Here is a 25,908-nt window from a genome sequence, read left to right on the forward strand (position 1 = left end):
AGACTCCTCAGGTTTCAATCAGCAAGGTGGCGATTTCAAACGGCCGCAGTGCCAGCGTCACGCTGTTGTCGGTCAGCTTGAGGGGCTTGCCGGGGTGCTCCTCCATCAGATTGACGGTGCGGACCGATTTCACCTTCATACCGAAAGTGATGGTCGCGTTGGCGCGGATATTGGCGTGCTCGAACACGCGCAACACGGCAGCATCGGACTTTTCCGCCTTCTTGACCGTCTCAAGGGTGACATTGTTGCAGTCGACCCGGGCAAAGCTGAAGCTGGGCAGTTCGGCGGCCAGCGCCTTGGCCGGCGCCAGGGCGCCGATGACGGCAACCGGATTGTTGAAGCGTTCGGCGGCGCGGTGCACTTCGGCCAGATCGGTGACGCCACCGTGCACGAACAGGCCATAGCGGATGCGATGGTGACCGATGTCGGCCTGGGGATCGGGGAAGATCGAGCCGCGCACCAGAGTCAGACGCACCGACTGCTCCAGGCAGTCATAGGCATATTTGCTGTCGTTGAGCAGGGCGACGCCGAAGTCGGTTTCGCTGAGGTCAACCCAGCGGTGCATTGAGGCTTCGAAACGCGCCTTGTCCCAGCTGGTGTTGCGATGAGTGGGGCGCTTGACATGGCCGAACTGGATTTCCGAGCGAATCTCTGAGGTGTTGAGATCGAAGGGGAACTGCGCCTTGAGCACGGTGTGGCGCTCGTGCCAATCGATGAAGGTGTCGAACTCCACCTGCCGCTCGCCGGCGACCAGGGAGATGATCTGCACCAGCTTTGAGGCCTGATAGCTGCGCTCGACGCGGATGGCGGCCCGATGCGGGCCCGTCTCGACGACGGTCACCGACGACTTGCCGTCCGCCAGGGGCCAGAACTGCTCCTCGAAATAGCGGTCGATGTCCCAGGCGTCCCATTCCATCGGCTTGTCTTCATAGGCAATGAGCCGGTTGGCGCGGGCGCCCGCGGCCAGGGTCTCGCGCTGGCGCGTCTTGTCGAAAATCGAAGTGATTTCGCCCGACGCATCAAAGGTCAGCTTGATCAGCTCGTTCTCAAGATGAGTGGCCGAGACCGACAGGGTCGACTTGGCCTTGCCGCCATCGCCCTGCACCAGTTGCGCCGCTGTCCAGCCGAGCGGGGCAATCCCGGCGACCGGGGCCGCATAGCTGGTTTCGCCGGCAGCGCCGACGAGGCGCTGCACTGGATGGTTGGCGCCGGCTGTGGCCAAAGCCGTGCCGGCCAGACTTGCTTGACTGCCCAGCACGACCAGGCCGGTGCGCTCCTGACCGGTGAAGTTGAACAGCCGCAGCTGGTCAGCACCGGGCTTGGCAAAGGCCTGGGCCGCATTGTGCCAGGGACCATTGTGCGAGCTCAGGGTTGAGAAGATCTGGTCGTATTCGGCGTCGCTGTCGACATAGACCTCGGGAATCGAGGTGCCTGGCAGGATATCGTGGAACTGGTTGATCAGCACCAGCTCCCAGAACTGGGCGAGCACATCGACCGGATAGGCAGCGCCGGTCTGGGCCAGGGCCATCATGCCCAGGAACTCCAGCTCGCGCAGCTTGCGCTCGGCATTGCGGTTGTTGGCCTTGTTCTTGGCCACCGAGGTCAGCGTGCCGCGGTGATACTGCAGATAGAGCTCCCCGTTCCAGGTGGGGAAGCGGGAATCGGGGGCGTCCATATGGGCGCCGAGGCGCTCGAGGAAGGGCACGATGCCTTCGAGCTTGACGCGGGGGGCGCCGGGAATGCCGCGCTCAAGGCGAATGCCGCGCTCGATCATGCCGCGGGTGGGGCCGCCACCGCCGTCGCCATAGCCATAGCTCATCACCACCTCGTCATGGGCGGCCTTGGGCTCATAGCGCTTCCAAGCGCCCATGGTCTCGGACACCGAGAGATCGCCATTATAGGTGGTGAAGATCTGCTCGCTTTCAAAGCGCTGGGCGGTGATCAGCTGCGCCTTGGTGACCGTGCCGTCGATGCCACGCCAATGGAAGCTGTCATAGGGGAAGCGGTCGGTGTCGTTCCAGCTCAGCTTGCTGGTGACGAAATACTTCAGCCCTGACTTGTCCATCACCTGCGGCAGGTTGGCCGAATAGCCAAAGGTATCGGGCAACCAGACGGTCTTGGGGTCGACGCCGAAGTTTTCCAGGTGGAAGCGGCGGCCGCGCATGATCTGGCGGACCAGGGATTCGCCGGAGACGATATTGACGTCGGGCTCCACCCACATGGCGCCTTCGATCTCGAACTGGCCGGATTTGACGCGCTTGAGCAGCCGCGTCCAAAGCTCGGGATAGTCCTTCTTGATGAAGTCGAAGAGCACCGACTGATTATACATGAAGACGAATTCGGGATACTCTTCCATCAGGTTGAGCACCGTGGCGAAGGACCGTCCGGTCTTGTCGCGCGTGTGCATGACACGCCAGAGCCAGCCCACATCAAGATGGGTGGAACCGACCGCGGTGATCTGCGGCTGGGTCTCGGTATCGACCAGGGCATAGACTTCGGCGGCGATCTTTTCGGCCGCACCCAGCGAGGCCTCAAGCCCCTCGACATTGCCATCGCGGCGGTCGAGCGCGCGCAGCGCCCGCTCGACGATGGCCAGAATGGCATGGCGGCGCGAATCCTGCTGCTGCAGGCGCACGGCCACTTCCAGCGGCGTCATCAGGTCATAGTAGAGTTTCTCAACGCGCTCGTTGCGCGTGAAGAACTCGACCTTGAAGCCCACCAGCGGGCGATCAAAGAAGGTGAAGGCATTGACCAAAAGGATATGCTTGTTGCCCGGCTTGGCCTTGCGTTCGATGACCAGTTCGGTGTGGTTGCCATCGAGCGCCTGGGCGATCTTGCCATCGAGATAGGCCAGGCACTGCGGATCGGTGGAGCCCGGACGATCCTGCCACTGGCTGGTGAACTTGAGCACCAGCGTCTTGCCGGCCGCGGCGGCGGGCACCTCGACCTCGGCAGCGAACCAGGTGTGCCCCTGTTTCTTGGCCCAGACCGAATGGCTGCCAAACTGTTCCCAGGCGCGCCAGTCATCGGCGAGTGCAGCCGCTGCCGTTACATCGGCGCGCTGCACATGCCATTGGAAGGGCGCATCGGCGATGGGGGTAAGGATCTTCTGCTCGAGATCGGCACACAGCCGGAGCAGCTTGCCTTCCATCTTGAGATCGTCGTCCAGCAGGCCCAGCTTGGACGAGAGGGGATTGGAATAGGTCATCCTTTGACTCCGACGCCGGCGAAACCAGTGTTCATGTTTCGCCGCAGCAAGAAATAGACGCCGACCGCCGGCGCTGCGTAGATGATGGAATAGGCCGTGAGGAACCCGTAGTTGATGGCCCCCTGCTGGCCGAAGGCGGCATAGAGGCCCACCGACATGGGGAAGGCATCCTGCACGCGGGCAAAGATCAGCGGCAAAAGGAACTCGTTCCAGGCGCCGGTGAAGCTGAAGAACCAGACCACGGCAATGCCGGCCCGCGACATGGGCAGCACGATGCGGGTGACGATCTGGAACAGTGTTGCTCCCTCCACATAGGCGGCTTCCTCAAGCTCGATCGGCACGGTGTCGAAGAAGTTCTTGAGCAGCAGCAGGGTGAAGGGGAGATTGAGAATTGTCAGCGCGATGATGACGCCGAGCTGATTGAGCAGGCCGCCGCGCTGGGCTGCGAAATAGAGGGGCACCAGCACGCCCGCCGATGGCAGCATGCGCAGCAGCACCAGGGTCCACAAAAAGGCATTGCGGCCCGGGATGCGCAGGCGTGACAGCGGATAGGCGGCCGCAATGCCCACCACAACGCTCAGCGTTGCTGTCCCGGCGGCAATGAGCATGGAATTGAGGAACTGTCGCCCGGCATTGCCGCTGATGGCCATGGCGAAGTTGTCCAGGCCCACCGAGCGCGGGATTTCCAGCTGCCCGGTGGAGGCGGTGTTGAAGGCATTCAGGAACAGCCAGGAAAAGGGACTGACCCAGATGATGGCCATGAAGGTCAAGGCAATGGCCGTCAGCCGCGAATGCGTCGGGTTGGTTTCCATTTACTTGGGCTCCCGCAGCAGGCGCAGATAGAAGATGGACAGAACCCCCACGATGGCCAGCATGGCTACGGAAATGGCGCTGCCGAAGCCCAGGTTGCCGCGGGCAAAGCTCTGATTGTAGAGGAAGACCGCCAGGGTTTCGGTCTGCCGGCCAGGACCACCGCCGGTCATCGCGAAAATCAGCGGGAAATAGGTGAAGGTCCAGATGGTGATGAACAGCATATTGGTGGCGATGTGCGGCCGGATGATGGGCAGCATGACCAGCCAGATGCGCTGCAGTGGCGTGGCGCCATCGACCTTGGCCGCCTCGACCACTTCGCGGGACACCGAATCCAGTGCTGCCGAGAACAGCAGATAGGACCAGGCCGTGCCCTTCCAGACATTGGCGACAATGACGACCGGCAGGGCATAGTCATTGATGAAGCTGATCGGCGGGAAGCCAAGCGGCACCACAATGAGGGCGTTGATCAGGCCGGTCTGACTGGTGGTGGCCGACCACAGGAACGCCGCCACGATATCGGGCAACAGCCAGCCCAGCATGATGCAGACTTCCACAACGCTGCGGATGGTCGATTGCGTGCCGCGCAGCGTGGCCGCCAGAAGGAAGCCGAGCACCGACTGGCCGACGATGGCGGAGAAAAAGACAAAGACCACCGTGGTCCACAGCGCGTCCAGGAAGCCCTTGCGGGTGAACAGGCGCTCGAAATTCTGCAGGCCCACCCAGCTCCATTCCACCGACTTGCGGCCCACCAGGGCCAGATCGGTGAAGCTGAAGGCAAAGGCCCAGGCGGTGAAATAGAGCAGCACGCCGATCAGCAGGGCCGCCGGCAGCATGCCCAGGCCCAGGACGAGCAGATTGCTGGTGAGCCAGGGATTGGACTGGTTCTTCATTGCGGATCCCTCACTGGCGACAATAGTCAGTCGAGCAAATGGCTAAGCGCCGGCGCGATGGCTGCGCCAACCAATCAAGCAAAGGGTGTCGCAACCTTGCGGTCGCGGCACCCCTGGAGCGACGCCCGGAGGACAGTGCGGGCGTCGCTGGGGAGAGCGGTTACTCGTAGGTCATGACCTTGTCGGTGCCGAATTCGTCGACCAGAGCATCGTGATACTCCTGGATGACGTCATCGACCGAAGCCCCATCGAGGATATCGGCGGTGGCCTGCTGGACCAGCGCGGAGACAGTCTGGTAGCCCGGAACGGTATCGCGGCCCGTGGTCTCGGCCGCCAGCGCGGTTGCCTTGGCCAGGAAGGGGTCAGCGGTATATTCAGGCGATTCCGAGATGTCGGTGCGCACAGCCATGCGGTGGTTGGCCAAGGTCCAGGCCTTGAAGTTGGCCTCGTCGAAAATGGCGGTCACGAGCTTAAAAGCCATATCCTTGTCGGCGGCCTTGGCATTGACGCCGATGGTCCAGCCACCCGAGATATTGGTGGTGGTCTTGGCGCCAGGCTCGCCCGAACCGGGCCAGGGGGTCCAGCCCACCTGGGCGTCGCGCTCTTCGCGGCTGGGCGGATTGTTGCAATCCCACAGGCAGGCATCTTCCCACGAACCACTGGCCAGAATGCCGAGCTGGTCATTGGCAAGGGCCGCGCGAACAGCGGCACCGATATCGGTGGCGTAGTTCAGGTCTGCCGGGTTGAGCTGCTTGTCGACATAGACCTGATGGTAGAGGTCGAACGTACGACGGAGCGCCGGGCTGTCGCCGATCCACTGGCCGGTTTCACGATTGAGCAGGCGATTGCGGTCGCCTTCGGGGACGTCGGCGCCGAGCAGCGCCATATAGACGCCCTGCATGGTGGCGGCTTCAGCCTGCTTGGTGCCGGCGGGCAGCTGGAACGGATACTGCACGCCCGCATCCTTGAGCTTCTGGGCCGCGTCGAGAATATCGGCCCAAGTCTTGGGCTCCCAAGGCAGGGCAATGCCGGCCTTTTCGAAGTTGGACTTGTCGTACCAGAGCATGCGCACGTCGGTGTCGGTGGGCAGGGCGTAGACCTTGCCCTGGTAGGAGGCCACTTCCAGCAGGCCCGGCAGATAGTACTGATACTGGTCCCAGCCGGCAGCCAGATCGTTGAGCGGCTCGAGATAGCCCGACGAGGCCAGCTCGGACACCATGAAGCTATCCATCAGATTGACGTCGGCGGCGGTGCCGGCAGCCAGATCGAGCGCAATGCGCTGGTCATAGCCCTGGCCGGGCAGCTTGATAGCCTTGACGGTCTCGCCGGTCTCGGCCTCGAAGGCCTTGATGCCGGGCTCGACCAGCGATTCAATCCAGTCGGCATACATGAATGTCACTTCGGCCCGGGCCGGGATTGCGGCGGCCGCCACCAGCGACAGGGCCGCCACGGTGGTCAGAAAACCCTTCTTGAGCATGAACTCCTCCTCTGCTGCTCTCGCCGCCTCGTTGGACGGCGCCGCGTCAGACCGCGGGGCCTCAACGCGGGCTGACGTAACCACAGGATATGCAACGTTGCAAATTATTTCTTGCTTTGGTCAGTCAGCCTGACCATTCTAGAGTTTTCACCATTCTTTTCAGTAGCTTACTACAATGAAATCGTTTCAGATATTCCAGGGTGGCGTCTGCATCGTTGCATATTTTAGCATATTTGGTTTCTGCTCACGGCGGTGTAAAACCGAGGGAAGGAAGGGTCCCATGGCGATCAGAACGACAGAGAATGGCAGCGGGCGCGCTGGCGGTGGCGGACGGGTCACCTTGCGCACCATTGCGCAGATGACCGGGCTGAGCCTATCGACGGTTTCGCTGTCGCTGCGCGGGGGCACCACGCTCAAGCAGGAGACACGCGACAAGGTCGCCGAGGCCGCCAAAGCGCTGGGCTATGTGCCCGATCGCGCCGGCGTACGCCTGCGCACCGGCAAGACCAATGTGATCGCCCTGGTGCTTGACGGCGCCGAAGATTCGATCGATTTCGCGCGGCAAATGATCCAGGGCATCGGGCATGCCATCAAGGGCACGCGCTATCATCTGACGGTGATCCCCGAGTTCGAGCGCAATATCAGCCCGGACACCGTGCGCTATGTGCTGGACAACCGCACCGCCGACGGGGTCATCATCACCCATACCGCGCCGCGTGACCGGCGCGTGCAGATGATGATCGATGCCGACTTTCCCTTTGTCAGCCACGGGCGAACGGAGTTCTTCACCCCGCACCCGTTCCACGATTTCCACTCGGAAGTGTTCGCCTCCACAGCGGTTGAGCGCCTGGCCAGCAAGGGCTGCAAGCGGGCGATGCTGGTGGTGGGCGACGACACCACCACCAACCACCACAATATCGTAACGGCCTTTCACCGCGCCACCGCCCGCACCGGGCTCGAGCCGCGCATCATGACCGGCATGCAATATCTGCCGCCCACCGAGATGCGCCGCATGGCCATGGAACTGGCCAGCGAGCCTGACCGGCCGGACGGCATTATCTGCGACAGCGAAATGCGCACCATTGCCCTGACCGGCGGCCTAATGGAGGGCGGCCTGCGCATGGGACAGGATGTGCATCTGATCTACAAACAGACCTCGGGTATCTTGCCCACACTGTTCCCAGCGGTCGACAGCATCCGCGAGGACGTGTTCGCGGCGGGCGTGGAACTGACCAATCTCCTGCTGCGCCGCATCGAGGGCGCGGAGCCCGAAACCCTCCAAACCCTGGCCGAACCGCAGCCGCAGTGGCGCAACTGAAGCCAGGGCAGGCCGCCGCGAGGACGCCTCACGCGTCGATACTGGCCGCCAGGGTCTGGCTAATCGCGGTGAAGCTGCGACCTGACTGCGCTGCCCATTCCGTAAAGGCCGCTTGAACTGCCGCCATGTCGGCGCGCGAACTGGGTGGCTTGTTCACGACACCCTCGGCGATCAAACGGGCAACAACGTCTGGCGAGAGCACGAAACTGTCCACGCCCATGCGTCGCAGCACACGCTGACCGGTCAGTCCACCCAGACGCGCGCCGCGCCGGTCGAGCACATCGAGCAGGCCCACAAGATCGGCACGGGGCCAGGCCGCAATGAAGGCGCCAAAGCTGCCATGGCTGGCAGCGATCTCGGCCAGGAAATGCGCATTGGCGATCACCGCTGCCAGCTTGGCGCGGTTGCGCACGATGCCTGAATTTGCCAACAGGCGGTCAAGGTCGCCATCATGGTAGAGATTGACCCGTTCGACCGCAAAGCCGTCAAAAGCAGCTTCAAAGCCGGACCATTTCACGTCGATGACGGACCAGTTGAAACCGGCTTCAAACAGGCCGCGTGCCATGGCCGATAGCCAGCGATCATCGGAAGTGGCGCGCAGGGCCGTAATGGGCGCCGGCACCGTCAGCCGCGCCTCGAGCGCATCGGCGCCACCCTGTCGCGCTGCGGCGATGGCAAAGATATCCTCGAACGGGCGCATGGCTCTTCCTCTCCAAATACCCAGCGCCATATGTGCACGAGGTCAGCGCATGGCAGCGGATGTCCGCAGTAGTCCTGACGGCGATTGAATAGGGGGGCTGCGGGTTGTCAAGCACAGCCAGGACGTGGCCCCTATCGATCACCACGCCCCTTGCCCTGGTGATGGCCGGGTCGGAAATGTCGTAGGCCGTGGGGAGATGGTGGGCGACGCGGGTTGCCCATGCATACCGCTCTGTTTGCAGGTGAGGGGCTGCAAGGCCCCAGACGACAGCTATCCGATGGAGACTATAGCTCTTCTGGAAATAAATGGCGGAGAGAAAGGGATTCGAACCCTTGAGACGGTTCCCCGCCTACACACTTTCCAGGCGTGCGCCTTCGACCACTCGGCCATCTCTCCGCATCGCCTAATCTCCGGGCTGGAATCGCCGGAGGGGCCGGCTGGTTGGCCGGCGCGAGCGAGGCGCAATATACTTATCATGGGCTTGGGCGCAAGGGATCACGACACCGAGATGACGATTGTTTTTGCCGGGGCGGCATCCCAGCTTGTGAGAGGGGGCGCGGGCATGGCACAAAGGCCCTGCGCGGCGACCATCCAGCCAGGCCAGACGGGGTCGGATCGCTGCCAGTACCGGGAATGCGCATGCGGCTGATCTTGAGAATTCTGGGCACCTGGCTGATCGGCCTGGCGCTGGTGTTATTGGTCATCGACGGCACAAAGTCGCTGGGCGCCAATGCGCTGCTGCTGACCAGCCTGAGCCAGATGTGGCTGCAGCTGCATCCGCAAAGCCTTGAAGGCCTGCATGAATTTCTCGGCAGCCGGATGTTTGCCGATCTGCTGGAGGCGGGGCTGGTGCAGGTGCTGGCGCTGCCGGCGTTTGCAGTGTTCGGCGTGCCGGGCATCGTGCTGACTGTGCTGGGCCGCAAGCCGCGGCGCGCGCTGTTCCTGCGCGAAGACCAGATCTGAAGGTGATGTAACCCTTTGCGGCCATTGGCCGTATAGAGGCATGAAAGGAAGTTCACATGTTCTTCAAAACCAAGCCTTCCACCCTTCCCTCGGCAGCTGAGGCGCTGCCTGGCCGTGCTGTCGAGATGCCGGTTGCTGCCAACCACTTCGTCAATGGCCAGCCGCTCAAGGGGCCCTATCCCCTTGATTCGGAAACGATTTATCTGGGCCTGGGCTGTTTCTGGGGTGCCGAACGCCTGTTCTGGCAGCTGCCGGGGGTGATCGTCACCGCCGTGGGCTATCAGGGCGGCAGCACGCCCAACCCCAGCTATGAGGAAGTCTGCTCGGGCCGCACGGGCCATACCGAGGCGGTCAAGGTGGTGTTCGACCCCAAGGTGACCAGCCTGGAGACCGTGCTTAAGTGCTTCTGGGAAGAGCATAATCCGACCCAGGGCATGCGCCAGGGCAATGACGTGGGCACGCAGTATCGCAGCGCGATCTATACGACCTCGTCGGAGCAGGCGGCGGCCGTGGCCGCGAGCCGGGACGCCTATCAAAAGGCCTTGAATGCCAAAGGCTTGGGACGGATCACTACCGAGATCGCGCCGGCTGGCCCGTTCTTTTATGCCGAGACCTATCACCAGCAGTATCTGGCCAAGAACCCGGCCGGCTATTGCGGGCTGCAGGGCACGGGCGTCAGCTGCCCGATCGGGCTGGGCGTCACAGCGGCCTGAAATCGGCGTAGCATGCTGCTGAATTGGCAGGCACCGATTGTCCCAAATGGCTCGCATGGGGTGAACCTGTGACACAGCAGATCGGTAGCATGCTGACGCGGGCAGGCTTTGAGCGCTTTGTATCAAGCCTGCCTGCGGTGGAGATTGTGCATCAATGGGGCGACGCCAGTGTCGCCAAGGTGGGCGGCAAGATCTTTGCCCTGCTCTCGGGCTGGAGCACCGGCGGCGACGTCGGGCTGAGCTTTAAGTGCTCGGACATGAGCTTTGATCTGCTGCCTGACCTCGACGGTGTGCGCCCGGCGCCCTATCTGGCGCGCGCCAAATGGGTGCAGATCATAGCTGGCTCGGCCCTGGGGGAGGATGAGCTGCGCAATTATGTGCGCGAGGCGCACCGCCTGGTGGCCAGCAAGCTGCCCAAGCGGCAACGCGAAGCGTTGGGCCTAGGCCCTATTGCGGCAGCACCGCAAACACCCTGAGCGGACTATCGGGCAGGCTGACATCGGCCAGCCAGGCCGGCAGGCGGCCCTGCTCATAGAGCGCGGCAAAGCTGTCGGGCGCACGGTCGGACAGACCAGACACTTCCGGCATGGCCGGGCAGATGACGACCAGGCCAATGCCGCGTGCCGTCAGGATAGCGCGGGCCTCGTCGATGGGATCGTTGAAAAAGCGGAAGGCGTCGCGCACACCGCGTTCATTGCGATGATAGGGCGCGGCCACCACCGCATGGGGCGTATAGAGCAGCAGGTGTGAGCCCAGATCGATGGGCGACATGATGCGCTCGGGCGGCAGGGCAGCCAGATCGGCGAAGGCCGCCGGGGCGAGACAGGCTTCCCGGCTCTGGCGGGCGGCGGCATCGGCTGCCGCAGCGACGCCACTGGGCGCCAGATTGACGCCAACCGTTACCAGCACGGCGATCAGCACGCCGGCAAAGCCGAGCCAGCTGCCGACCAGACCGGCCACCGAGCCGATGCTGGCACGGCGGAGATAGTGATGGCGCGCAGAGACGATCAGCCAGGCGGCAGCCGGCATGGCCGGCATGATGGCGAGGCGCGCACCGCGCACCTGGGCCAGCATGACCAGGGCGGTGGCCAGCATGAACAGCAGCAGTGCCGCCCATTCGGGGCGATCCTGCGGCTGGCGCCAGAGGCGCCAGGCCACCACACCAAGCGCGAGCAAGACCGGCAGCCCGACCGCGGCAACATAGCCGGGCAATTCGAACAGGCTCAGCACCCAGGGCTTGGCCTCGGTGATGCCGGCCAGCCAATGGAGCTGCAGCCAGGGATCGAGCGCGCCATAGGGGCCCTTGAGGCATTGCGGATAGAGCGCGACCACTGCGGCACTGCCCAGGCCACCCAGCAGGGCGAGCAGCAGGAGGCGCTGCCAGGGCGCCGAGAGGCGCAGCAGGCTGGCCAGAGTGAAGGCAACAGCCACGACGGCGGCAAAGGCCAGATAGACTGGCGAGAGCACATCGCAGGCGGCCTCGAGCCAGCGCGCGGGCGGCCGATAGATGGCCAGATGGATCGCCATGCCGGCGAGGAAGGCGAGGCCGAAGCCACGCATGGTGCCGGCCTTATGGGGATCGGCGACCCAGAGCAGGCCCGAGACGACGACGGCTGCGACAATGACGGGCAGCGATTCGGTGGCGATGGCCAGCGCGGTCGCGGCCAATAGCCCGCCCAGAATGGCAAAGCGCGGCCGGCGCACGGCCTCAACCCCAGCCCAGATGGTGGCCAGGGTGAGCAGGATAACGACATTGTGGTGGTCGACGCGGCCAGGGACGAACTCGGCGGTGACGGCGGGGCTGAGCACCGGCAGGATCAGCGCGGGCAACACGCCCTCGGGTCCGACGAGGCGCTGGGTCAGCCCGGCGCTGAGCCAGAGCAGCACGGCCAGCAAGAGCAGCGGCCAGACATAGCCAATGGCGACCAGCGCGGCATCGGGGCCGAGCCATGGCGTGAACAGCGCCAGGAGCCCGGCCAGCGGCAGATCGACCAGGCGCGACCAGTGGATCTCTGCACCCCAGGGGGTATTGAGCCGATGCTGGATCGGATCGTACCAGGCCTGACCGCCGAGAAAATCGCGCACCACCACCATGCGCATGGCGTCATCGGTATCGCTGAAGAAGGGCGTGGCCTCGCCGCCCGACAGGCTCCGCCAAACCAGCATGGCTGAAGCCAGCGCGAACACCGCCAGCACGAGACGCAGGTCGACACCGCTTCGGACGGGGGATGGTTGGCGCACGTTGGATACCCTGGAGATTGCGGGTCGACCATGCGCCGGGCGGCGTTAAGATGGGGTTGGCACAGCCAGAGCTTTTGCATGGCCAGGACCCGACTATTAAACAAGCATTTGCTTTTTTAATTAGCCCAATATATCAAGCAAAGACTTGTTTAATTACGGAGTGTGCCCCATGGCCACGAGTGAAGACGTTTCCAGCCGCTGGGGCGAAATCCTGACGCCGCATTATGCCCCTGCCACGCTGATCATCAGCCTGGGCGTGGCGCTGCTGGCACTGAACTCCTTTGTGGCCACGGTCTCGCTGCCCACCGCCGTTGAAGAGCTGGGCGGGGTGGCGCTGATCTCCTGGGCGGTGACGCTTTATCTGGTGCTGGCGATCGTGGGCGGATCGGGCGCGGCGCTGCTCAAGCAGAAGCTCGGGGCGCGTCGCGCGCTGCTGGGATCGGCGGGGCTGTTCCTGGTCGGCACGCTGGTGGTGGGCGGCGCGGGCGCCATGCCGCAGGTGCTGGTCGGCCGGGCGCTGCAAGGCCTGGGCGAAGGCATGGTGGCGGCCATCTGCTTTGCGCTGATTCCGGCGCTGTTTCCCGCCCGGCTGGTGCCCAAGGTGTTCGGGCTGCAGGCCATGATGTGGGCGATTGCCGCGTTTGGCGGGCCGGCCGTTGCGGGGCTGTTGACCGAATGGCTGTCCTGGCGCGCAGCGTTCCTGTTCAGCGTGCCGCTGGTGCTGATCTTTGGCGCCATGGTGCTGGTGGCCGTGCCGGCGCAGATCGCCGATGAGCAGGTGGTGCAGTTCCCCGGCGTGCGGCTGCTGGCGATCGGCGCCGGCATCTTGCTGGTGGCGCTGGCGGCAGTGATGCCGCCGCTGGCAGCGACCGGACTGCTGGCGCTGGCCGCTGTGGTGCTGGTGGGCGCGGTGTGGCTGGATGGGCGCAGCCGCGACCGGCTGATGCCGCCCGACGCCTTTCGCCTGAGCACTGTGGTGGGCACGGGGCTGTGGATGAGCCTGTTGATGAACATCGCCGGGGCGGGATCGGCGGTCTATCTGGTGCTGGTGGTGCAGCAGGCCTGGGCCTATGGCCCGACATTGGCCGGCGCCGTGGCGGCCGTGCTGGCCGTGGCCTGGAGTGCATCGGCCATCGTGGTGGCCAATGTGCGCCAGCGGGCGACGCGCAAGCTGCTGATCCGCACCGGGCCGGCGATGATCGCGGGCGGGCTGCTGCTGGTGCTGGCCGGGCTCGAAATGGGCCAGGCCGGGGTGGTGTTGGCCGGGCAATTGCTGATCGGGGCCGGCTTTGGCACCTGCAATGGCTATCTGAACCTGTCGATGATGGAAGCGGCCAGCGATGCCGAGCGGGACCGCACATCGGCGCTGGTGCCCACCACGCAATCAGCTGGTGGCGCCATCGGCGCGGCGCTGGCCGGAGTGGCGGCCAATGCGGCGGGCCTGGCCACGGCGACCGCGCCCGATGCCGTGCTGGCCAGCATGATCCCGGTCTATGGGCTGGGCGCCATCGTGGCAGTGCTGGCCCTGCTGGCGGCGTGGCGCATGGTGGGGCTGATGCAGAAGGCCGAGCGCCAGATGGCCCGCCCGGCCTAAGCAAAAAGGGCGGTGGAAACCACCGCCCTTGATCGCTGTCAGGCTGCGTCGACGCTTAGCCCTTGGGCTGGGGCACGATGCGCAGATAGGGCTTGAGTTCCTTCCAGCCCTCGGGGAACTTGGCCTTGGCGGCCTCGTTGTTGACCGAAGCGGCGATGATCACGTCGTCGCCATTCTCCCAGTTCACCGGCGTCGCCACCGAATGCTTGGCGGTGAGCTGCAGGCTATCGATGACACGCAGCACTTCATTGAAGTTGCGGCCGGTCGATGCCGGATATTCGATCTTGAGCTTGACCTTCTTGTCCGGGCCGATGACGAAGACCGAGCGGACAGTCAGCGTGTTGTCGGCATTGGGATGGATCATATCGTATTTGCGCGCGACTTCGCCGGTGGTATCGGCCAGCAGCGGGAAGTTGAGCGCAGTGCCCTGGGTTTCCTCGATGTCTCGGGCCCAGCCGGCATGATCCTCAAGCTTGTCGACCGACAGGCCCAGGACCTTGACGCCACGCTTGTCGAACTCGGGCTTGAGCTTGGCAGTGAAGCCCAGCTCGGTGGTGCAGACCGGGGTGTAATTCTTGGGGTGGCTGAACAGCACCGCCCAGGAGCCTTCGATATAGTCGTAGAAATGGATGGGGCCTTCGCTGGAGTCGGCCGTGAAATCGGGGGCGGTGTCGCCAATCAAAATAGCCATTGTGCTCGTCCTCTCGGGGCCCCGGACGGACCCATGATCTGCTGCCTATGATATCGTGCGCCCGGCTGCGCAAAGAAGCGGCCGGGAGCGGAATGTTTTTATGTTGTCCGTGGTTGGAGCGCCATGGCGTTCCATGCGGCGCCTCGCCGCGAGGATGAGGCTAGTTGCTGGTCGGCGCCCCATTGGTCCAGATGACCTGCTCGGTGGCCAGCGGAATGACCGACAGGCTCATCTTGCCGCTGCCCTGCTGGATCTGACGGGCATGGGCCAGATAGATCAGCGAGTTGTTGGCGGCGTCATAGATGCGGGTGACGCGCAGCGACTTCCAGATCAGCGAGCGGGCTTCCTTGAAGATTTCCTCGCCGCCGGCCCTGGTGGAAATATCGCCGATGGTGATGGGGCCGGTAACCGAGCAGTCGAGCGCGGAATAGGAGGGATCCTCGAACCAATTGCCCTGGCTGATGCGATCGATGAAGGAGCGGTTGAAATAGGCCAGGTGGCAGACGACGCCCGAGACTTCGGGATCGGCCAGGGCATCGATGGCGATGTCATTGCCCGTCCAGTCGACCCCCACGGAGCCCACTTCGCGGCTGTCGCCGCAGGCGGCCAGGGTGACGGCAAGAGTGGCGGCGACGGCGACGGCGGCAAGGCGGTTCATGAGCGGCTCCCGAAGTGGTGATCAACAGATGGGCCACCACGGGGGCCAGTGCAAGGGTTCTGCGGCGGCAGATACGCAAGCCGCCAAGTCAGCGCTTGGACTGGTCGAAATAGCGCTCGAGCAGGCGCACCAGCAGCGACAGGGAAATGGTGAGCGAGAGATAGAGCAGCGCCACCACATTATAGGTTTCAAAGAAGCGGAAGCTGCCCGAGGAATAGACCTTGCCCAATTGGGTGATGTCCTGCACGCCCAGGGCCGAGACCAGGGCGCTGTCCTTGATCATGGAGACAAAGTCATTGCCCAGCGGCGGCAGGATGGTGCGCAGCGCCTGGGGGAAGGTGATGTGGCGGAAGCGCTGCCAGCGGCTGAGGCCGAGAGCACTGGCCGCTTCGAGCTGGCCGCGCGTCACCGCCTCGATGCCGGCGCGAAAGATCTCGGCGATGAAGGCCGAGTAGCAGACGGTGAGCGCCACAATGGCGCGCCAGGCAAAGTCGAACTGCCGCACGGTGATGGTCTGCCCGGTGGGCTGCAGCAGCCAGTTGGCGGCGGCCACCATGGCCGGCGCGGCAACGAAGGCGACATAGAACAGAAACACCAGCACGGGAATGCCGCGGATGATCTCGACATAGAAGGTGGCGAGCTCGACCAGGATGCGATTGCTCGAGGTGCGGGCCAGCGCCACCAGCAGGCCCAGCGCGGTGGCGGCGAAAAAGGCCACCAGCGTCACCCAGAGCGTGGTCTGCAGCCCGCCCGAAACAGTGCGGAAGATCTGGGTATAGGTGGCATTGGTGGCAATGCCCCAATAGCCGAGCACGAACAGCAGCAGAATGGCCATCAGCCACCAGGGCAGGCGGGACAGCAGGCTGGGCTTGCGGGGGGTATAGCTCATCAGGGCCGATCGGAATGGCGCGGCGGGCTGAGGTCAGCCCAGGCGAAGGCAGGGTGGCCGGCGCGGGACGGCCCCTCCCCCGGGTGCGGGAGAGGGGATGGCGCCCGGCCCTGCGGATTACTGGGCCGCGTTGTAGTCGTAGAACCACTTCTTCTTGATGGTGTCCAGCGTGCCATCGGCCTTGATGGCCGCCAGCGCCGCATTGATGGGCGCGGTGAGATCGGAGCCGGGGGTGAGAATGAAGCCGAAATCCTCGGTGCCCAGCGGCGTGCCGACAACCTTGAAAGCCCCGGGATTAGCGCCGATGTAGCCATCGGCCGAGGTCTGGTCCATCAGCACGGTGTCGATATCGCCGCCCAACAGGGCCTGCACCGAAGCGCCGAAGGTGTCGAACAGCTTGATGCGCGGATTGGCCTCGTCGCCATCGAGCACGTCATAGACGGCGACGTAGAAATTGGTGGTGCCGGCCTGGGCACCGACCAGGAACTCGGCATTGGCGCCAAAGCTGGCCGCATCGGTGAAGCGGGTTTCATCGGCGCGCACCAGCATGAACTGCTGGCTGGTGAGATAGCTGTCGGAGAAATCCACCTGCGACTTGCGCTCGTCATTGATGGTGATGCCATCCATGCCGACTTCGAACTGGCCATCGCGCACCGACTGGATCATGACGTCCCAGCTGGAAAGCTCCCATTTGACCTTGGCATTGAGGCGCTTGGCGATCTCGTTGAACAGGTCATACTCAAAGCCAATGCCCTCGCCGGTCTTGGGATCGGCGAAATTGAGCGGCACATAGGCGTTTTCGGTGACGGCGACGATCTCGCGGCCGGCCAGATCGGGCAGGCCCTGGGCCTGCACAGTCGAAACGGCCAGGGCCAGCGTGGCGGCAGCGGCGGCGAGGCGCACGAGGAATTTGGACATGAGGCGGCAGGCTCCCGAACGGTGATTGTGACGGGGAGACTAAACTACGGCAGCGGTGCTTGTAACCTCAGTTTTTGAGGCGGGCGGGTGCGTCAGCCTGCCTCGACCAGCGCGGCGCCCGGGCCGTTCTTGATCAGCGAGGCAATGGCGTTTTTGGCGCTGGAGCGGGACTTATAGGTCTCGGTGCGCACCATGGTCTCGCCATTGCTGGCCACGAAGCGCACGAAATGCTGCCCATCCTTGGAGGCGACGATCTCGAAGCGGTAGCCGCTGCCGGTCTCGCCCTTGGAGAGATCGGCCGTAGCGGCGCCGGGCGCATGGGCCTTGAGCGAGTCGATGGCCGATTTGGCGCTGGCCTTGGCCTTGTAGTTTTCCGACCAGAAAATGGTCGTGCCATTGTAGACAAAGGCGAATTTGAACTGGCCACCGGCGGCGGCGCTGATCTTGAATGTATGGGCCATGGCCCCTTCTCCCCCCTGTGAAGCGGCGTGATTGCGCCGGTCAGAGGCAAGACTAACCGCTGCGCGATCAAATGGAAGGGGGCAGTTTGGGGCGATCGATGTGGCCGAGATCGCGCTGTGGGTCGATCACGTCGCGGATCAACTGTTTGAGCGCCTTGACGTCGGGGAAGCCGCCATCGCGTTTTCTTTCCCAGACCAGATGACCATCAATGGTGATCTCGAAAATGCCGCCGGTGCCGGGCACCAGGGTCACCGCGCCCAGCTCAAGACTGAAGGTGGAGAGCAGCTCCTGCGCCATCCAGGCGGAGCGCAAAAGCCAGTTGCACTGGGTGCAATAGGTGATGGCAACGCTGGGCTTGGCACTGTCCATGGCCGCCTCGCCGCGACTAGAGGCGGCGCTCGATGGCCGGGACGATGGCCTCGGGCTGGGTATCGGGGGCGATGCGCTGGGCCACGCTGCCGTCGCGGTCGATGAGGAATTTGGCGAAATTCCACTCGATATCGCCGGGATGGCCGGCCTTGAGCCAGGTGTAGAGCGGGCTTTCGGACGGCCCATTGACGTCGAGCTTGGCGAACAGCGGAAAGCTCACATCATAGGTGAGGCTGCAGAAGCTGGCGATCTCGTCGGCGCTGCCCGGCTCCTGGCCGGCAAACTGGTTGCAGGGGAAGCCCAGCACCACAAAGCCCTGGTCGCGATAGCGGCGATAGAGCGCCTCGAGCCCCTCATATTGCGGGGTGAGCCCGCATTTGGAAGCCGTGTTGACGATGAGCACGAGCTGGCCTGCATAGGCCGACAGCGGCTGGAGCGTGCCATCAAGGCGCGGAAGGATGAAATCGGAAAGGGTCTGGGGCTGGGTCATGTGCCGATGCTAGCGCAAACTGCGCCCAGGGCGACAGATTTTTTGTCGGCCTAGTTGGTTGAGGGCTCGACCTGGGGCTAGACCTGGGGCTCGACCTCAGGCGCGGCGATGGCGACAGCGATCTCGGCGGGGACGCGCAGATCGTTTTCGCTGACGATGCGCTGATAGCTCTCCAGGCTCGACTGCACCTTGTATTGCACCAGGCGCCCTTCATAGGGCAGCAGGGCCACGATGCGGCAGGGCGCGGCGCGGCGCGTGCTGCTGCCATGGCTGGGCAGGAGATCAAGGGTCTGGTCGACGGCATATTTGTGCATGGCGCGGCTCCGCAAAAGGCACGGGCCGCTGCCCGAAAAGGACAGCGGCCCGCAGAAAATCTCTAGAGAACGGCCAGATTGGTGGCGCTGGCGCGGCCATCGCGGCCCTTTTCGATCTCGAAGCTGACCTTCTGGCCTTCATTGAGACCGGAGAGGCCGGCGCGCTCGACAGCGGAGATGTGCACGAAGGTGTCCTCGCCGCCGCCATCGGGCTGGATAAAGCCAAAGCCCTTGGTGGAATTGAAGAATTTAACGGTGCCGTTGGTGGCCATGACAGATATCCCGAGAAGCCCGCGCAGGTGGCAACGAGCGTTTTCCGCCGCGGCAACATGCACGCGTCGGCAGCAACGTTCGCAAAGTTCTGGGGATCGCCGCGACCCGGGACATGCCGGAACCGGTCGGCAAGCCTTGAAAGGCTGAAAACGTCATCCTGTCTAGCACTCCCCTGCCCGTGAGGCAAGGAAGCGCCAGACAGGGTGGCCCCGCCGCGCTAGTCGAGCAGGGTGCAGCTAAAGCTGTCGCCGCTCTGGCCGGACAGCCAGGTCATGGTCGTGGCGGTGAAATCGCCGACGGTGATGAAATAATCGCCGGCAAACATCAGGGTAAAGCTGCCGTCGGTATTTTCCTGGATATCCTGGATGGGCAGGTCTTCTTCGCCATTGTTGTAGGTATAGGCGTCGAAGGTGAAGATGGCGACTTCGCAATCCCAGCGGCCATTGAAGGGCATGACCGGGCCGGAATCATCGCCGGGGTCGCCTTCGGGCTCGAGGATATAGGCGTCGATGGACTGGGCGAACACGTCCATGCAGACGAAGGGATAGTCGTTGACGATGGCCTTGAGCACGCTGGGATCGGTGGCGCCGGCATCGAGCATGGAAGGAATGGCGGCGCGGGCCTTGCTGCTGGCAAAGGTCAGATCGGTCTGATCGAGATCATCGGCCAGGCCGAAGCGGTGATAATTGGCCCGATCCTGGCGCAGGATGGAGCCGGCGTCGGTGAGCGGATAGCCGTCCGAGGCCACCTTGTCCTGCTCGGAAATCTGCGCGCAATAGCTGTCAAATTGCTGGGCCTGGGCCAGCGTGGCGGACCCAGCCAGCAGCAGCGCGACAGCCAGAACAAGCCTGGCCAAACGAGAACGCATGAAAAAAGTCTCCCTCTGCCCGCGTCACCGCGGGAATATGCCCCGGAATGGAGGTTAACAGGGAATGAAGGGGGCGGGAAGGTGGGGGGAAGAGCTGGCGGATGAAGGGTGCGCAATCGGCCAAAAGGCTTTCGGCCTGGATGCGCGCCGCGTCGGACACAGGCGCACAAGGCTTTTTGGCGCCCAGGGCGATGGTGTCGGTGTGCAAAGCACTCAGCGCTAGCGACAGCGCCTCATGGCGCGCGGCCAGGGCGGCAGTGGTGCTGGCCTCCGTGGGTCTTCGGACAGGTTCATCGTCCTGCGGCGCGGCTTTGGCGGCGGAACGGAAGGGGTGGGGCATGCTGTCTCCTGTCGTTGGCGGCGTTGTGCCGGACAGGAGAGGGTAAGGCGGGGTGGAGGGGGTGGGGATAAGGTGGCGGGGCACAACTACAGGCGCCCCGTCCTTTAGCTCCGCTAGTCACCACAACTAGCCCTTGGGCGGATAAGGATCGTTGCCGAAGCTGTCGCGGGCGCGAATTTGACCGTTTCGACCATGAACCAGAAGCTCTGACTTCTGGTTTTGGGCGATCGCGCGACCACGGTCAATCGCCTCCTGCTGCGTGTTGTGGACGGACGTTGCACGGGCATTACCGGCGCCCTTTACCGCCCACCCGTCGGTGTGCGGGACGATGTGTTGGTCTTTGCCAGACATATTGCGTTTCCTTCATTGCAAAGAGTGGGACGAGATTGACCCCACGTCTTTGTTTACAATATGGCTATTTTCGTTGTCAACGTCAGTTTTTTGATTTACAAATCACCAGAATCTTTTTCCGGTAGCCATATGAACATCGACAAAAACGACATCGTCGAACTTATCGACGCCGCGCTGGCGGCAGACTATACGCGGGTCCGCCGGGCAGGCGGAAGAATCGCTCAAGCTCTGTCCGCAAGCGACGCTGAAACCGCCAAGGCGATAAAATCAATTATCCGCAAGCGGGGCGTCCCACTGAAGTCGTCTGGATACTCAGAGGCCCTTCCGGTTGATGCCAAATCAAGACTTCCATTGATCGAAGAGCAACCAACTCCCGCAACGCCTGTCTTTTTGAACCGCGAAAACGCCGCAACATATGCTTCCTTTTTGGAGGACGTGCGAAACGTCGATATGCTTGTAGCAAAAGGGCTATCTACTCGCCTGTCGATGTTGATATCCGGCCCCCCCGGCACCGGCAAGACCCTTCTGGCGGGGCACATTGCCAATCAGCTCAGTCGCCCGCTCTATGTTGTTAGGCTCGACGCGGTAGTATCTTCCTTGTTGGGGGACACCTCAAAGAACATACGACACGTATTCGAATATACGCCAACCAGAAATGCCGTCCTTTTTCTTGATGAAATGGACGCGGTCGCAAAAGTTCGAGACGACCAACATGAGCTAGGCGAGTTGAAACGTGTTGTTAATACAGTTATCCAGGCCCTAGACGCGATCGATGACCATGCAATTGTAATTGGCGCAACGAATCATCCCCAATTGCTAGATCCGGCAATATGGCGGAGGTTTCCTTATAAAATGGACATGGGCTTGCCGGACGAGGATTTGCGCTCCGAACTTTGGAAATATTTCTTGGACGAAGGTGACAACTCTATCGCAAGCGGACTTGCGCAACTTTCTGATGGCCTGAGTGGGGCTGACATTCAAAATTTGGCTCATGCGGCAAGACGAATTTCGATTCTCGACAGTCGTCCTGTGAGTTTCGCAAATTTGGCTTGGGCCACCTTGCAAAACAGGAAGGGAGTGCGTGCGCTTCCTGACCGCGCGGAGACCACAACCGAACAACGGCGGGAACTTGCGGCTACGCTTTCGCAAGCGAATCTCAGCGGGGCCAGCGCCGCTAAGTTGCTGGGTGTTAGCAGGCAAGCCGTGTCGGGGTACTTAAGGAGTGAATGATGGCGGAAGATCGGAGAACACCTCTACTGAATCCCGTCTTGTTGCTAACAAAGGAGCCGATACCTGAATCCCCACCTGTGAGTGGTCAAGGTGAAGCAGGTATTGTTGTTGAACGGCTCTCGCAGCAGAGAGCGGCTCTGTCCGCCGACTTGGATCGACTTGCAGAGACTGACGATTCAGCCGATCACGGAGGCAAGCTGCACGTGGTCGCTACCATGTTTCGCGATTCTTACGCGCCGACTTGGACGCCACGAGGGATCGTGGACAACCGCTTAGGCAGCCGGTTGGCCGGACCTGCGGCGGGCGGATACTTGCTTGAACTTGACCGGCAGCAACTACGTCGGCACGCCAGCTATGTTCGCACGGCGAGCTCCATTGAAGCGAGGACATCAATCTCGCGCGTAAAGTCACTTAAGCCCGTATCAGCAGCATACATTTTGCACGGTAAGACGCCCGATGTCATTTGGGACGAGGCGGAAAGACTGGACACCGGAAAGGCGTTCATCCTTTGGCTCGCGCCTTTCTTTGACCAGTTGGCACGAACTCATGTCGTAAGCACTCTAGAGCGATTTGAAGCTGACGGACAAATCCGAGCCATTTTTTCTGGTGTTACCATTCCGCCGTTTGGAGGCCGAGTAAGTGGCGAGGAACTGGTTCGGGTAATTAATCCGGATCAAAGTTCAATAGTTCGAGCAGCGCGCCATTACAGATCTGACGGGGCGGCCAGAGCACTTATTCAGATATCAAGTAAAGCGGCCTTTGTTGAAGTTGTCTCATCAGGAACGGTGACAAGGATTGATCCTGTCCGGAAGATCGAGGTCACCTCACCATCGGTGGGCGCTGAGCCCACTCCGCCTGTGCCTCACTCGGGAACGCAGCCCGTAGTTGCAGTAGTCGACGGTGGGATGACCGCACAAAGCTATCGAGCATTGGAGGCATGGAAAGCTCCTAGCCTATTGCCAGACCGTGTGGCAGATCATGCGCATGGCAATAGAGTATCTTCTTTGGTAGTTCATGCCCATGCGCTGAACAACCAGTTGAATCTGCCAGTTCTGGACTGTCAATTCGGCACTGTTCAGGCAATACCCAGGGCCGGAACCAATACAGCGACTAATACTGAGATGCTAATCGACTACCTCCGCCAAGTGGCCATTCGATTTCCGGAGGTGAAGATATGGAACATGTCATTCAATCAGATTGAGCCTGACGATGACCTGGAGTTGGTTAGCTACCTTGGCCATGAAATAAGAGAGATCGCGCGCGAATTTGATATACTTCCGATAATTTCTATTGGAAACCAGAGTCCAAACAACCCAAACAAGAAAATGTGCCCCCCTGCTGATTGCGAGGCGGCGATAACTGTCTCAGGCAGAAAATACGACAATAATGGACGGCCAAGCGGGGCATGCGATATCTCGCTGAGGGGCCCTGGGCCTGACGGCATGATAAAGCCTGATCTATCCTGGTTCTCGAACGTCAAGACGATCGGTGGCTCTGCGCATACTGGCAGTAGCTATGCCACGCCGCTCGTGTCTTCTTTGGCAGCGCACACATATGCGAACCTAAAAAGTCCATCGCCAGATTTAGTTAAGGCGCTGCTTATTGACCGCGCCGAGCTGGAGCAACACGATTCCGCGCTTGGTTGGGGTACACCATATGATGGCACAATGCCTTGGATGTGCGGCGACGGAACGGTGACGATGGCGTGGAGGTCTGAACTGCTTCCAGGATACGCTTACTACTGGAACGATATTCCAATTCCTCCAGAGCTAGTTCGCAACGGAAAGCTATACGGCAAAGCTCGCCTAACTGCCATTTTGAAGCCGCTGGTGTCTCAGCAGGGAACTCAAAATTACTTTTCCACACGTCTCCAGGTTGCGCTTCAGTATAGTCAAGGGTCAGGGAAGACTGGAAACTTGCTGGGATCGATGCGAGAGGACAAAGCGGCAGAGGAAGAGGCCCGTTCGGACTTGGCCAAATGGAACCCTGTCCGCCGACACGCGCGCGACTTCAGCGGGCGCACCGGTCTAGCGTTCTCTGGTAATAGCATGAGGCTTCACGCAAGAATCTTTGCAAGAGACCTCTTTCAATTCGACATCACCAGTCAAAGAGAACTTGGTAAGCAAGATGTCGCGTTTGTTTTGACCTTTTGCGGCGGCAGCGATTCCGAAATTTATAGCTCAACTGCCCAGCGGTTAAGCAATTTTGTGGAAAGCGCTGTACTCAACCAAGAACTTCAGATTGACGTTCACTCCTAGGAGCTAGTCGTCCCCCATCTTCAGCGCCTTGATGAAGGCTTCCTGGGGGATGTTCACACTCCCGTATTGGCGCATCTTGGCTTTGCCCTTTTTCTGCTTGTCGAGCAGTTTGCGCTTACGGGTGGCGTCGCCGCCGTAGCACTTGGCGGTCACGTCCTTGCGCATGGCGCGGACGGTTTCGCGGGCGATGATCTTGCCGCCGATGGCCGCCTGGATGGGAATGACGAACAGGTGCGGCGGGATCAGCTCCTTGAGCTTTTCGCACATGACGCGGCCGCGCGTTTCGGCGACCGTGCGGTGGACCAGCATGGAGAGCGCATCGACCGGCTCGGCATTGACCAGGATCGACAGCTTGACCAGATCGCCGGGGCGATGGGTGTCGAGCTTGTAATCAAAGCTGGCATAGCCCTTGGAGATCGACTTCAGCCGATCATAGAAATCGAACACCACTTCATTGAGCGGCAGATCATATTCGACCATGGCGCGATTGCCGACATAGCTCAGGTTACTCTGGATGCCGCGGCGATCCTGACAGAGCTTGAGAATGGCGCCGAGATATTCGTCGGGCGTCAGGATCGTCGCCTTGATCCAGGGCTCGCGGATCTCCTCGATCTGCATGACATCGGGCAGATCGGCCGGATTGTGCAGCATCAGCGTGCTGCCGTCGCGCATGGCGACTTCATAGACCACCGAAGGGGCGGTGGCGATCAGATCGAGATCGAACTCGCGGCTGAGGCGTTCCTGGATGATTTCGAGATGCAATAGCCCGAGGAAGCCGCAGCGGAAGCCGAAGCCCAGGGCCGCTGAGGTTTCCATTTCGAAGCTGAAGCTGGCGTCGTTGAGGCGCAGCTTGCCCATGGCGGCGCGCAGCTCATCAAAGTCGCTGGCATCGACGGGGAAGAGGCCGCAGAACACCACGGGCTGGGCCGGCCGAAAGTCCGGCAGCGGCTGGGCCGTGGGCTTTTTGTCGTCGGTGATGGTGTCGCCGACATTGGTATCGGCCACTTCCTTGATCGAGGCGGTGAAGACGCCGAGCTCGCCGGGGCCGAGTTCCTTGACTTCCACCAGCTTGGGCGTGTTCACCGCGACGCGATCGAGCTCATAGATGGCGCCGGAGGCCATCATGCGGATGCGCTGGCCCTTTTTCATGGTGCCATCGATGATGCGCACCAGAACCACGACGCCCAGATAAGTATCGTACCAGCTATCGACCAGCAGCGCCTTGAGCGGGGCATCGATGTCGCCCTTGGGGGCGGGCAGGCGATGGACAATGGCCTCGAGCACGGTGTCGATGCCGATGCCGGTCTTGGCGGAGATTTCGAGCGCGTCAGAAGCGTCGATGCCGATAACATCCTCGATCTGCTGCTTGACGCGCGGAATATCGGCGGCGGGCAGATCGACCTTGTTGAGGACGGGCACGATCTCGTGATTGGCATCGAGCGCGTGATAGACATTGGCCAGCGTCTGGGCTTCCACGCCCTGGGAGGCGTCCACGACCAGAAGGGAACCCTCGACGGCGGCCATGGACCGTGAGACTTCATAGGCGAAGTCGACGTGGCCGGGCGTGTCGATCAGGTTGAGAATATAGGTCTCGCCGTTGAGCGCCTTATAGGTCAGCCGGACGGTCTGGGCCTTGATGGTGATGCCGCGCTCGCGCTCGATATCCATCGAATCGAGCACCTGCTCCTTCATCTCGCGCAAATCCAGCCCACCGGTGGACTGGATCAGCCGATCGGCCAGAGTGGATTTGCCATGGTCGATGTGGGCGACGATGGAGAAATTGCGGATATGGGAAAGCGGCGTTGTCATGGGGCGCTGATAGCAGAAGCCCGGGGGCGCGCAAAGATGGTTTAGCGCAGGTTAACCCAGCGTTTTCGCGC

25 protein-coding genes, 1 tRNA gene and 1 pseudogene are annotated in these 25,908 nt (G+C 62.2%); 7 read left to right on the plus strand and 20 right to left on the minus strand.

Translation table 11 applies throughout. From position 1 onward, the window contains the following. Positions 1–7: 7 nt before the first annotated feature. From E8M79_RS01615 to E8M79_RS01630, 4 genes are all read right to left on the minus strand, one after another. Positions 8–3,208: a glycoside hydrolase family 38 C-terminal domain-containing protein gene (locus E8M79_RS01615; RefSeq protein ID WP_137150184.1), complete on the minus strand. Its 3,201-nt coding sequence runs from the start codon at positions 3,206–3,208 to the stop codon at positions 8–10. Further along, a complete protein-coding gene (locus E8M79_RS01620; RefSeq protein ID WP_137150185.1) occupies positions 3,205–4,020 on the minus strand; it encodes a carbohydrate ABC transporter permease in 816 nt (271 codons plus the stop codon). The genes E8M79_RS01615 and E8M79_RS01620 overlap by 4 nt, the downstream gene beginning before the upstream one ends. Beyond that, positions 4,021–4,911 (minus strand): sugar ABC transporter permease, encoded by an 891-nt coding sequence (locus E8M79_RS01625; protein ID WP_137150186.1) that lies wholly within the window; start codon positions 4,909–4,911, stop codon positions 4,021–4,023. 160 nt (positions 4,912–5,071) lie between these two features. Then, positions 5,072–6,388 (minus strand): extracellular solute-binding protein, encoded by a 1,317-nt coding sequence (locus E8M79_RS01630; protein ID WP_137150187.1) that lies wholly within the window; start codon positions 6,386–6,388, stop codon positions 5,072–5,074. Between the two features lie 280 nt (positions 6,389–6,668). Between E8M79_RS01630 and E8M79_RS01635 the strand changes: the two genes are divergently transcribed. Beyond that, the gene (locus E8M79_RS01635) at positions 6,669–7,706 is read left to right on the plus strand and encodes a LacI family transcriptional regulator (RefSeq protein WP_171015664.1); all 1,038 of its coding nucleotides are present in this window, start codon (positions 6,669–6,671) and stop codon (positions 7,704–7,706) included. A 28-nt stretch (positions 7,707–7,734) separates the two neighbouring features. On the opposite strand, the gene E8M79_RS01640 is transcribed toward E8M79_RS01635, so the two are convergent. Then, positions 7,735–8,406 (minus strand): DNA-3-methyladenine glycosylase I, encoded by a 672-nt coding sequence (locus E8M79_RS01640; RefSeq protein WP_137150189.1) that lies wholly within the window; start codon positions 8,404–8,406, stop codon positions 7,735–7,737. 306 nt (positions 8,407–8,712) lie between these two features. Then, positions 8,713–8,802 (minus strand) — tRNA-Ser (locus E8M79_RS01645). Positions 8,803–9,045: 243 nt separating this feature from the next. On the opposite strand from E8M79_RS01645, the gene E8M79_RS01650 reads away from it, so the two are divergent. The 3 genes from E8M79_RS01650 to E8M79_RS01660 all read left to right on the plus strand — a co-directional run bounded on the left by E8M79_RS01650 (position 9,046) and on the right by E8M79_RS01660 (position 10,558). After that, positions 9,046–9,369: a hypothetical protein gene (locus E8M79_RS01650; RefSeq protein WP_137150190.1), complete on the plus strand. Its 324-nt coding sequence runs from the start codon at positions 9,046–9,048 to the stop codon at positions 9,367–9,369. A gap of 56 nt (positions 9,370–9,425) precedes the next feature. Beyond that, positions 9,426–10,082 carry a peptide-methionine (S)-S-oxide reductase MsrA gene (gene msrA, locus E8M79_RS01655; protein ID WP_137150191.1) on the plus strand — a complete coding sequence of 219 codons (657 nt, stop codon included), beginning with the start codon at positions 9,426–9,428 and terminating at the stop codon, positions 10,080–10,082. Positions 10,083–10,171: 89 nt separating this feature from the next. Then, entirely contained in the window at positions 10,172–10,558 is a 387-nt protein-coding gene (locus E8M79_RS01660) for an MmcQ/YjbR family DNA-binding protein (RefSeq protein ID WP_137150192.1), read from the plus strand. On the opposite strand, the gene E8M79_RS01665 is transcribed toward E8M79_RS01660, so the two are convergent. Beyond that, positions 10,530–12,323 (minus strand): hypothetical protein, encoded by a 1,794-nt coding sequence (locus E8M79_RS01665; protein ID WP_137150193.1) that lies wholly within the window; start codon positions 12,321–12,323, stop codon positions 10,530–10,532. The two genes, E8M79_RS01660 and E8M79_RS01665, sit on opposite strands and share 29 nt — an antisense overlap. A gap of 169 nt (positions 12,324–12,492) precedes the next feature. Between E8M79_RS01665 and E8M79_RS01670 the strand changes: the two genes are divergently transcribed. After that, positions 12,493–13,917 (plus strand): MFS transporter, encoded by a 1,425-nt coding sequence (locus E8M79_RS01670; RefSeq protein ID WP_137150194.1) that lies wholly within the window; start codon positions 12,493–12,495, stop codon positions 13,915–13,917. Positions 13,918–13,972: 55 nt separating this feature from the next. Here the strand turns inward: E8M79_RS01670 and E8M79_RS01675 are convergent, their stop codons facing one another. The 12 genes and pseudogenes from E8M79_RS01675 to E8M79_RS01725 form a co-directional block, all read right to left on the minus strand. Beyond that, a complete protein-coding gene (locus E8M79_RS01675; protein WP_137150195.1) occupies positions 13,973–14,608 on the minus strand; it encodes a peroxiredoxin in 636 nt (211 codons plus the stop codon). Positions 14,609–14,768: 160 nt separating this feature from the next. After that, positions 14,769–15,266, minus strand: coding sequence for a CreA family protein (locus E8M79_RS01680; RefSeq protein ID WP_137150196.1), 498 nt, complete (start codon positions 15,264–15,266; stop codon positions 14,769–14,771). Positions 15,267–15,354: 88 nt separating this feature from the next. Further along, a complete protein-coding gene (locus tag E8M79_RS01685) occupies positions 15,355–16,155 on the minus strand; it encodes an amino acid ABC transporter permease (protein WP_137150197.1) in 801 nt (266 codons plus the stop codon). Positions 16,156–16,272: 117 nt separating this feature from the next. Next, entirely contained in the window at positions 16,273–17,073 is an 801-nt protein-coding gene (locus tag E8M79_RS01690; RefSeq protein WP_137150198.1) for a transporter substrate-binding domain-containing protein, read from the minus strand. A gap of 92 nt (positions 17,074–17,165) precedes the next feature. Further along, the gene (locus tag E8M79_RS18700) at positions 17,166–17,327 is read right to left on the minus strand and encodes a YegP family protein (RefSeq protein WP_349236037.1); all 162 of its coding nucleotides are present in this window, start codon (positions 17,325–17,327) and stop codon (positions 17,166–17,168) included. 51 nt (positions 17,328–17,378) lie between these two features. Further along, positions 17,379–17,534, minus strand: a pseudogene (locus E8M79_RS18705) (DUF1508 domain-containing protein); the annotation flags it as partial. A 67-nt stretch (positions 17,535–17,601) separates the two neighbouring features. Next, positions 17,602–17,904 carry a SelT/SelW/SelH family protein gene (locus E8M79_RS01700; RefSeq protein ID WP_137150200.1) on the minus strand — a complete coding sequence of 101 codons (303 nt, stop codon included), beginning with the start codon at positions 17,902–17,904 and terminating at the stop codon, positions 17,602–17,604. 16 nt (positions 17,905–17,920) lie between these two features. After that, the gene (locus E8M79_RS01705) at positions 17,921–18,394 is read right to left on the minus strand and encodes a glutathione peroxidase (protein WP_137150201.1); all 474 of its coding nucleotides are present in this window, start codon (positions 18,392–18,394) and stop codon (positions 17,921–17,923) included. A 77-nt stretch (positions 18,395–18,471) separates the two neighbouring features. Continuing rightward, the gene (locus tag E8M79_RS01710) at positions 18,472–18,708 is read right to left on the minus strand and encodes a hypothetical protein (RefSeq protein WP_137150202.1); all 237 of its coding nucleotides are present in this window, start codon (positions 18,706–18,708) and stop codon (positions 18,472–18,474) included. A gap of 62 nt (positions 18,709–18,770) precedes the next feature. Continuing rightward, entirely contained in the window at positions 18,771–18,980 is a 210-nt protein-coding gene (locus tag E8M79_RS01715) for a cold-shock protein (RefSeq protein WP_137150203.1), read from the minus strand. 218 nt (positions 18,981–19,198) lie between these two features. Continuing rightward, positions 19,199–19,849 carry a hypothetical protein gene (locus E8M79_RS01720; protein WP_137150204.1) on the minus strand — a complete coding sequence of 217 codons (651 nt, stop codon included), beginning with the start codon at positions 19,847–19,849 and terminating at the stop codon, positions 19,199–19,201. Positions 19,850–20,315: 466 nt separating this feature from the next. Beyond that, positions 20,316–20,540 carry a DUF2188 domain-containing protein gene (locus E8M79_RS01725; protein WP_137150205.1) on the minus strand — a complete coding sequence of 75 codons (225 nt, stop codon included), beginning with the start codon at positions 20,538–20,540 and terminating at the stop codon, positions 20,316–20,318. 60 nt (positions 20,541–20,600) lie between these two features. On the opposite strand from E8M79_RS01725, the gene E8M79_RS01730 reads away from it, so the two are divergent. Beyond that, positions 20,601–21,770, plus strand: coding sequence for an AAA family ATPase (locus E8M79_RS01730; protein WP_248304859.1), 1,170 nt, complete (start codon positions 20,601–20,603; stop codon positions 21,768–21,770). After that, positions 21,770–24,028 (plus strand): S8 family peptidase, encoded by a 2,259-nt coding sequence (locus E8M79_RS01735; protein ID WP_137150206.1) that lies wholly within the window; start codon positions 21,770–21,772, stop codon positions 24,026–24,028. Before E8M79_RS01730 ends, E8M79_RS01735 begins: the two co-directional genes overlap by 1 nt. A gap of 3 nt (positions 24,029–24,031) precedes the next feature. On the opposite strand, the gene lepA is transcribed toward E8M79_RS01735, so the two are convergent. Then, complete coding sequence (lepA, locus tag E8M79_RS01740; RefSeq protein WP_137150207.1) at positions 24,032–25,837, minus strand: translation elongation factor 4; 1,806 nt, start codon at positions 25,835–25,837, stop codon at positions 24,032–24,034. Between the last annotated feature and the right edge of the window lie 71 nt (positions 25,838–25,908).

The organism is Devosia sp. FKR38, from assembly GCF_005222805.1.
Taxonomy (GTDB): Bacteria; Pseudomonadota; Alphaproteobacteria; order Rhizobiales; family Devosiaceae; genus Devosia.

Coding starts and splice junctions, on each gene's coding strand:
- E8M79_RS01615 (WP_137150184.1), bottom strand. CDS start 3,208: ATGACCTATTCCAATCCCCTCTCGTCCAAGCTGGGCCTGCTGGACGAC.
- E8M79_RS01730 (WP_248304859.1), top strand. CDS start 20,601: ATGGCTATTTTCGTTGTCAACGTCAGTTTTTTGATTTACAAATCACCA.
- E8M79_RS01735 (WP_137150206.1), top strand. CDS start 21,770: ATGGCGGAAGATCGGAGAACACCTCTACTGAATCCCGTCTTGTTGCTA.
- msrA (WP_137150191.1), top strand. CDS start 9,426: ATGTTCTTCAAAACCAAGCCTTCCACCCTTCCCTCGGCAGCTGAGGCG.
- lepA (WP_137150207.1), bottom strand. CDS start 25,837: ATGACAACGCCGCTTTCCCATATCCGCAATTTCTCCATCGTCGCCCAC.
- E8M79_RS01660 (WP_137150192.1), top strand. CDS start 10,172: ATGCTGACGCGGGCAGGCTTTGAGCGCTTTGTATCAAGCCTGCCTGCG.
- E8M79_RS01700 (WP_137150200.1), bottom strand. CDS start 17,904: ATGGACAGTGCCAAGCCCAGCGTTGCCATCACCTATTGCACCCAGTGC.
- E8M79_RS01625 (WP_137150186.1), bottom strand. CDS start 4,911: ATGAAGAACCAGTCCAATCCCTGGCTCACCAGCAATCTGCTCGTCCTG.
- E8M79_RS01675 (WP_137150195.1), bottom strand. CDS start 14,608: ATGGCTATTTTGATTGGCGACACCGCCCCCGATTTCACGGCCGACTCC.
- E8M79_RS01650 (WP_137150190.1), top strand. CDS start 9,046: ATGCGGCTGATCTTGAGAATTCTGGGCACCTGGCTGATCGGCCTGGCG.
- E8M79_RS01690 (WP_137150198.1), bottom strand. CDS start 17,073: ATGTCCAAATTCCTCGTGCGCCTCGCCGCCGCTGCCGCCACGCTGGCC.
- E8M79_RS01725 (WP_137150205.1), bottom strand. CDS start 20,540: ATGTCTGGCAAAGACCAACACATCGTCCCGCACACCGACGGGTGGGCG.
- E8M79_RS01640 (WP_137150189.1), bottom strand. CDS start 8,406: ATGCGCCCGTTCGAGGATATCTTTGCCATCGCCGCAGCGCGACAGGGT.
- E8M79_RS01705 (WP_137150201.1), bottom strand. CDS start 18,394: ATGACCCAGCCCCAGACCCTTTCCGATTTCATCCTTCCGCGCCTTGAT.
- E8M79_RS01715 (WP_137150203.1), bottom strand. CDS start 18,980: ATGGCCACCAACGGCACCGTTAAATTCTTCAATTCCACCAAGGGCTTT.
- E8M79_RS01670 (WP_137150194.1), top strand. CDS start 12,493: ATGGCCACGAGTGAAGACGTTTCCAGCCGCTGGGGCGAAATCCTGACG.
- E8M79_RS01720 (WP_137150204.1), bottom strand. CDS start 19,849: ATGCGTTCTCGTTTGGCCAGGCTTGTTCTGGCTGTCGCGCTGCTGCTG.
- E8M79_RS01635 (WP_171015664.1), top strand. CDS start 6,669: ATGGCGATCAGAACGACAGAGAATGGCAGCGGGCGCGCTGGCGGTGGC.
- E8M79_RS01685 (WP_137150197.1), bottom strand. CDS start 16,155: ATGAGCTATACCCCCCGCAAGCCCAGCCTGCTGTCCCGCCTGCCCTGG.
- E8M79_RS01620 (WP_137150185.1), bottom strand. CDS start 4,020: ATGGAAACCAACCCGACGCATTCGCGGCTGACGGCCATTGCCTTGACC.
- E8M79_RS01680 (WP_137150196.1), bottom strand. CDS start 15,266: ATGAACCGCCTTGCCGCCGTCGCCGTCGCCGCCACTCTTGCCGTCACC.
- E8M79_RS01630 (WP_137150187.1), bottom strand. CDS start 6,388: ATGCTCAAGAAGGGTTTTCTGACCACCGTGGCGGCCCTGTCGCTGGTG.
- E8M79_RS01710 (WP_137150202.1), bottom strand. CDS start 18,708: ATGCACAAATATGCCGTCGACCAGACCCTTGATCTCCTGCCCAGCCAT.